General features: G+C 49.0%; 8 protein-coding genes. All 8 read right to left on the reverse strand.

Features of this window, described 5'->3' with window-relative positions:
* Positions 1-101 precede the first annotated feature (101 nt).
* The gene (locus tag PLA23_RS08940; RefSeq protein ID WP_324474909.1) at positions 102-1,097 is read right to left on the reverse strand and encodes an AAA family ATPase; all 996 of its coding nucleotides are present in this window, start codon (positions 1,095-1,097) and stop codon (positions 102-104) included.
* Positions 1,084-1,815: a 4-phosphopantoate--beta-alanine ligase gene (locus PLA23_RS08945; protein ID WP_324474911.1), complete on the reverse strand. Its 732-nt coding sequence runs from the start codon at positions 1,813-1,815 to the stop codon at positions 1,084-1,086. Before PLA23_RS08945 ends, PLA23_RS08940 begins: the two co-directional genes overlap by 14 nt.
* A complete protein-coding gene (locus tag PLA23_RS08950; protein WP_324331331.1) occupies positions 1,812-2,681 on the reverse strand; it encodes a pantoate kinase in 870 nt (289 codons plus the stop codon). Before PLA23_RS08950 ends, PLA23_RS08945 begins: the two co-directional genes overlap by 4 nt.
* Positions 2,678-3,820, reverse strand: a complete 1,143-nt coding sequence (gene coaBC, locus PLA23_RS08955) for a bifunctional phosphopantothenoylcysteine decarboxylase/phosphopantothenate--cysteine ligase CoaBC (protein ID WP_324331328.1) — start codon at positions 3,818-3,820, stop codon at positions 2,678-2,680. Before coaBC ends, PLA23_RS08950 begins: the two co-directional genes overlap by 4 nt.
* On the reverse strand, positions 3,817-4,683 hold the full coding sequence (locus PLA23_RS08960; RefSeq protein ID WP_324474912.1) for a class I SAM-dependent methyltransferase: 867 nt from the start codon (positions 4,681-4,683) through the stop codon (positions 3,817-3,819). Before PLA23_RS08960 ends, coaBC begins: the two co-directional genes overlap by 4 nt.
* A gap of 5 nt (positions 4,684-4,688) precedes the next feature.
* Positions 4,689-5,726 carry a 60S ribosomal export protein NMD3 gene (locus tag PLA23_RS08965; RefSeq protein ID WP_324331326.1) on the reverse strand — a complete coding sequence of 346 codons (1,038 nt, stop codon included), beginning with the start codon at positions 5,724-5,726 and terminating at the stop codon, positions 4,689-4,691.
* Positions 5,727-5,737: 11 nt separating this feature from the next.
* The gene (locus PLA23_RS08970) at positions 5,738-6,031 is read right to left on the reverse strand and encodes a DUF424 domain-containing protein (protein ID WP_324331324.1); all 294 of its coding nucleotides are present in this window, start codon (positions 6,029-6,031) and stop codon (positions 5,738-5,740) included.
* A gap of 45 nt (positions 6,032-6,076) precedes the next feature.
* Positions 6,077-6,613: TatD family hydrolase (locus PLA23_RS08975; RefSeq protein WP_324474913.1), on the reverse strand; the 537-nt coding region annotated here is incomplete at its 5' end.

Raw genomic sequence — 6,613 nt, forward strand, 5'->3', positions numbered from 1 at the left:
CATTCTGCCCCGTTCACGATGATCATACCGCTGGTCATATACATCGGCGATGTCATCGTAATGGGACTGCACTCGTGCCTCGACTGAAAGTTTTTGTCCGCCTATAAAAACACCTCCGAAACGATAGTAGCAACAAGGGCATTTATCTGCAGGTACTCATTTCCCGCATAGGTCAGGCGTTCGTCTGCATCAGCAAGCCGGGTTACAATCGCGGGATCATTATACTCCCGTTCAGTTACCTCAAGCAGCGTTGTGATTACCTCCCTTCCTGAAAGACCCTGTGTCAACATGAGATCCTGCAGACGTTTTTGGGCTCCTGCTATGTCTTTTGCTTTCATTTCATGCAGGGCAAGGCAGGCCTCTTCCTGGGTATCGGTCCTACTCAGAGTATCAGGATTGAATGGGATTTTTGTCTCAACCCTGACCTGCAGATACATAATCGCCTTTCTCAGATCTCCACCGGATGCTGCAATGATAAGTCCGATCTCATCATTAGGAGCCCGGTCAGGTTCAGGGATGTTCTGTTGAATGGCAGAGAGGCAGTCGCGGATTATTTCTCTTGGCAGGGGAGCAAAAAAGAGAGGGAGGCATCGTGATTTGATCGGAGGGATGAGTGTGGAAGCCTGGGTTGTGCAGAAGATAAACCGGCATGTACTGCTGTACCGCTCCATGGTACGTCTGAGTGCATGCTGAATCTCATGGGACAGGGCATGAGCATCTTCAAAGAGCATTACTTTAAATTCAGCATTGATAGGACGGATTGATGCATATTCAGAGATAATATGTTTAAAATTAGAGAGGAATGATTCATCGGGCCGGTACAGATGAAGGAACCGCTCATCTGATTCAAGCGCTGATTTTCCCCGTTCCATAAGATCAGAGGTCCGGAAGAGGGTGACATTGTCCTGCCAGGTATCGCCATATAATTCACGAAGAGTAGCTTCCACCGCTGCTGACTTCCCGGTCCCGGGAGGTCCTGACACAACGAGATGCGGGAGGTTTTTTGTTTCGGCACAACGTCTGAGGACTTCACATACCCGCTCCTGACCGAGAATCTGATCCAGAGTGACCGGCCGGTATCGTTCAATCCAGAACATTCGAAAGCCTCCTCCGTATATATTCAAGGGCGTCCCTGATAAATCCGGTTCCGACGATCTCTTCCGTGAGGGTAGAGAGATCTTCAGGGGAAAGTTCGGTACAAAACCGGGTAATATTGGGAAGGGCACGGGTTACTTCATCGATGATCGGCACTGTTGCAACACGGGATGTCCGGGAGAGCGGATTTAAATCAATCGCAATGACTTTTTTGCCCATCTGTATAAGTGCCTGGGCACGGTCTCCATCCTCTAAGGGAACGAGGATGACATCTGCTGCATACATGCCATCAGAATGACACAGTCCTCGATCATGATCCAGAGGAATATATCGGGAGACCGTACCTTCAACCAACGTGATTCCATGCTCCTGCAACAGGCGGGAGATCGCCTCTACCCGTTCATCTGTCCGGTGAAAAAGGTTTACCTCAACCCGTGCATGAGATGCTCTCTGAAGATCTGCTATCTCCTGTGCCGCCAGAGCTGCGGTATTTCCATTCACTGAAATGACCGGATGGCTCGCTGACAGGAGAAGGGCTGCTGCTACTTTCTCTGCCCTGAGCGCTGATTCTGTTGTCTCTTCTCCAAGCAGGTAATCAAACGCTTCACCCCGCCCGTGAGCAGTCAGCCCTTCCAGTGATACAATTCCTGTTTTGGTATATGATGCAAGCCGTTCCCTGGTAACTAACGACCGGTACCGTGGATGAGTTATTGGGATCATGATTGATATTCTCCGTAAAGAATTGCTGGCCCGCCGTGTGCTATGCGGAGCCGGAATACATCCCCGAATCTTCTGAGGACTGCTTCGGCCTCTCTTCCGAGTGCGAATACGCCACACCCAAGCATGGTCATACTGGCAGGTATGTGTGCATCATCACATGCTGAAAGAACTGGCATAATCTCATCAGGTATAAGGCCACTCACTTCAGCGAATTCCCGGGAGAGGGTCATGATATCCTCAAGACTTTCAGGTATCTTTTTTGGAAAGGCCATGGCGATCCGCTTCATGAGATCTGGTGACGAAAGAACAGAAGAGGTCCGTATGGGACGGATTGTAAGGGCATATAGCGGTCTTGTGTCCGATTTTCGAATGATCTCACCATCTGGACCAGGTGTTTTTCTGATCACATACCCTCCCCCCTGACAAGCTGCAACATCCCCAAGGCCACATCGATGTTTAACTTCTATCCGGTGGGCAATCCTGGCACAATCCGGGGTACAAAGCCCAAGGTTATAGAGGACATTGAGTGCATGAACCGTTCCCAGAAGGGCCGCGGCAGACATCCCATACCCTGCCCCGATGGGAAGATGACACGTGGTCTGAAGAGATGCTGTCACCTGCATGTATTTCATAAGATCCAAAAGAACGGGTGATGTATCAGGGATCTTATACGGCTGACCAGTCCGATCAGTCTGAAAAATACGAACTGATGATGTGTCACTTTTTTCTGCAGTAATCCTCACCCCCTCTGATATGACAATACCTGCCCCGATACTTCCGGAGCGGGTCGGATCATCATGGATGACGGGAAGAAAATATCCGGAGATATGACCAGGGCAGAATGCAGTTACTCGTGAACGTGTCATGATGAGAGATATCTGGTACTGATACGATCAAAAATCCGTGATGCGATCTCCTGTTTGTTTCCGGATATATGCTCTTCTCCATACACATCAATCATGGTATACCTGGCAGTTTCAGATCCCAGATTATCAGGAGTATTGGCAAGAACCATGGTAACCCCTTTCTGAAGCAATTCCTGTGCCTCATGATGAGCAGCAGGACCGAGTTTAAATGCAATCGTGACAGGAATTACCCCAAGGGCAAGATCAAGTAGTTTTGGAAGAGGATGAAGATATAGCGAGACCGGTTTTCCACTTGGGATCTTCCCTGTGATTCTTTCCGGTGCAAAATCTGATATCGCTGCTGCACTGATATAGATATCCGGGGTATGATCATCCAGTACCGAACGGATTGCATCTCCCATTGATGCCGCAGATGTAACCGGGATATTTCTTCCGACGGGAATTGTATCCTGGTGGATGATGGTTACATCAGCACCTCTCCGGAATGCTTCATACGCAAGTTCACGACCCATCTTTCCTGAAGAACGGGTTGTCAAAATCCGGATGTCATCGACTGGTTCCTCACATCTCCCGCTGGTTATTAAAATCCGCTTCCCGGCGAGGGGTCTTCTGGAAAGAAGCCGTTCACACCAGAGGACAATTTCATTGATATCGGCAATTTTTGCTTTCCCTTCTTCAATGCGTGGCCCGACTATCTCAATCCCTGATTCTTTAAGGATGGCTAGATTTTTCATAACGATATCATGCCGGAACATCGCATGATGCATGGCTGGAACCACAATAAATGGCATCTTCCGGCCAAGAGCAGTCGTCGCGCAGGTAGTAACCGTTGTATCATCGATTCCGCAGGCAATCTTTGATATCGTATTTGCTGTGCAGGGTGCAATAAGGAACAGATCAGCGCGTCCTTCATCACCACAGTATGTGACATGTTCAACATTCCCGGTAATCCGGACTATTGCCTCCCTGCCACTTGCATAGGTCAGGGCATCAGGATGAATAATATTACACGCTGCCTGGCTCATGACCGGCTGAACCTGTGCTCCTTTTCTTCTGAGGGCATGAATGAGCCGGACAGTCTCAACTGCTGCAATACTTCCGGTTACCCCGATAAGGATAGTCTTTCCCAAAAGTGTCATGTAATCACGACGTCAGTAACGGTGTGGACTTTTCCAGGTCCGATCTTTTTGATTATCCGGTGCTGCAGGGTTGCGGAATGTCCGGATGTATCCAAATGCTTCCTGATTTCGGTTTCAATGTCCCCAATCCCATGTACATGAATGGTAGTACCGGTCCGTACATGATCAAAGACTGTATCAAGAAACCTGACCGCTTCATAATGTCCCATATGAATGCGATCATATATTCCAGTGATATGATCCCTGCAGTCACCTGATGAGATCGTAACCTGTGAATCAAGGGAGTTTTCAAGGATATTGATCTGCAGATACCGGACAGCGACAGGATTTATCTCGATGGCATGAACAATTCCCCCGGCTTTTGCCATTGGCAGGGTAAAATATCCGATACCGGCAAACATATCACATATTCTCTCACCCGGCCGGACTTGATCTGCCACACGCCTCTTTTCTTCCCGGTTTCCCTGTGAAAACATGACCAGAGACGGATTGAGATGGTATCTGATTCCTGATTCGTTATGGATAATGTCAGTTACCTCTCCATACAAAGGAACCAGATCAGGAATCCGCATATCTCCTATATGTCCGCGGTACCAGACAACAGCCTGCGGGTTGTGCAGAGTGATTACTTCAGATATTACATCCGCCCCGGGTTTTTCACCATGAAAGGCAATAATTGATCCTATCTTCTGATACCCTCTCCCTTTCCTTCTTCTCTCCGGAAGCGTAGTGGTAAAGGGATATCCGTTCCGGACAGGAACATATGCAATATCGCCGGATATCCAGGGTTTTCTGCTGGTATCCACCCACGGTTCTGATACTATGGCTGCGATATCCCCAAAGGGTATCTCCCTGACATTCATATGGATCAGACTACCAAAACCCGGTCCTCATCCCGAATAATATGGACCCGTTCGCCGGAGATTATCTTTCGCCATGACTGAACCGGTACTTCTTCAGTCTTCCCGGTCTCTTCATTCATCAGGCCCAGGGTTTCACCATCCTGATAAATGACGAGCATAGGAATGCCATCTCGCACAGTTCCGATATAGCGGGATGGCGTGGATTCTGGAACAGTCCGGGGAATTCCCGATGCAAGATCCAGGTAACTTATTGTCTTTCCCTCTGCACCCAGTATCTCGCCGTAGGTATTCCTGATATAAATGATATCCCCTTTGGTATATTTGGGAAGACGGACTGCATAGGTAATCCGGTAGAGTTTCCTCCCTTCCTTTTCTCCAACCAACGTCGGATGAAGGGAGTATTTACCGCCCATCCGCCTGGTTATCTCGCGGGATATCTGTTCGCCGAGCGTCTGCGTCCCGACAATAATATCAAGTCCTTCACGCCCTTCTTCAATCCGGGTTACAAATGACAACCGGTCGCCCTGGAGTTGCAACTCTTCTTCAGCCTGGTATGCAATTCGTTTTGCCCGTTCCTGCTCCTCCAGTGTTGCTTTTCTTCCATCAGCCCGAAGCTGGACTACTCCCTGCCAGTAATTGCCATGATATCTACTGCAACGGTCACAGGAGTCATACTGCCAGAGAATTTCAACCGTGCAGGCCGCCTCAACCGGCTGATCATACAGAATCCCTTTCACGGAGACATGAGCAAATGTTCTGTTTTTACTGTTTTCATCAAGTCTTATCGAAATTTCGGGTTTTTTTATATCCTGATAGAGATGGATGGCCGAGATTGCAGCCTCATATTCCAGATCTTCCCTCGACCGTTCACAATCATTCCAACCGTTCGTATCCCGCATAGAGTTACAATTCGGGCAACGTACCAGTCGGACACGGCCGTCACAGGAAAACCATGCAATATCTGATGCGCGACAAGCGCCGCATATATCTCCTGATGGTGATGGGCCACCACATTTCGGACAGATTGCCTCTTGTAAGTCCATGTATATCGCTTTTATATTCGTATGATAGTCGTGTATGGAATGCCATCAATAAGACGACAGGATTCCGGTTCCAGAATCCCACGGGAGATCGCAAGATCCACACATCGCTTTCCAAAGATTGTGATGTTATCACCATCCATAAGAACGCGGACAACTTCCTCTTCTGTGGCCTCCTGATTCCCAAAGAAGGTTTCACTGATGGTTATCGTAACCTCGCCTTCTGATAAGGTCTTTCCGATGAGCTCCCGGTCACAGATACCAACAACTTCCCTGTTATCTGCAGACCGGTGAATTCGAAGTAACATCCAGATATTATCGTGCCCCTGAGGGAGAAAAACCTTTCAGGTCCATCAGAGTTCTGTCCCTATTCCATAGACTTTCCGGGGGGTGTGCATATGTATCCGGAAAAGGTCCTCCTCAGAAATATGTCCCTGCTCAAGGAGCCGGAGAGTAAACCGGGGAACAGACTTCGGGCCGATAACTGCTCCTGGACGGCTGTTTTCGTCCATGTAATCACTTTCCATGGTAAATTCCCGTTTTGCCCTGCACAGGTCCGGTATCGCTTCATGTTTTGCCACAAGTGACGGGATAAGCGGTGTCTCCGGTGTTCCGAAATGTTTCACAACGCGGGCGGGATTCATCCCCTGTGCTTTTGCCATACCCACCATATCCTCACAGGGGCCGGATTCTGCATGAACCTGCACAGCACAGTCAAGATCTCCGGCCAGTGAAAATGCATGCAATAATACCTCATTGGAAAGATCAGCCAGATCCCGGGTCGTTTCATAATGTGGCCGGCCACTTTTCAGGCCGATGGCTTTTCCCTCTGCAACATATTCTGCGGCAAGGCTAAGCCCTCCCATCATGATTCCGGCAGCCTCTGGAGG

The sequence above is a fragment of the Methanospirillum sp. genome (assembly GCF_035406105.1).
GTDB lineage: Archaea > Halobacteriota > Methanomicrobia > Methanomicrobiales > Methanospirillaceae > Methanospirillum.

Coding starts and splice junctions, on each gene's coding strand:
- PLA23_RS08940 (WP_324474909.1), bottom strand. CDS start 1,097: ATGTTCTGGATTGAACGATACCGGCCGGTCACTCTGGATCAGATTCTC.
- PLA23_RS08945 (WP_324474911.1), bottom strand. CDS start 1,815: ATGATCCCAATAACTCATCCACGGTACCGGTCGTTAGTTACCAGGGAA.
- PLA23_RS08960 (WP_324474912.1), bottom strand. CDS start 4,683: ATGAATGTCAGGGAGATACCCTTTGGGGATATCGCAGCCATAGTATCA.
- coaBC (WP_324331328.1), bottom strand. CDS start 3,820: ATGACACTTTTGGGAAAGACTATCCTTATCGGGGTAACCGGAAGTATT.
- PLA23_RS08970 (WP_324331324.1), bottom strand. CDS start 6,031: ATGTTACTTCGAATTCACCGGTCTGCAGATAACAGGGAAGTTGTTGGT.
- PLA23_RS08965 (WP_324331326.1), bottom strand. CDS start 5,726: ATGGACTTACAAGAGGCAATCTGTCCGAAATGTGGTGGCCCATCACCA.
- PLA23_RS08950 (WP_324331331.1), bottom strand. CDS start 2,681: ATGACACGTTCACGAGTAACTGCATTCTGCCCTGGTCATATCTCCGGA.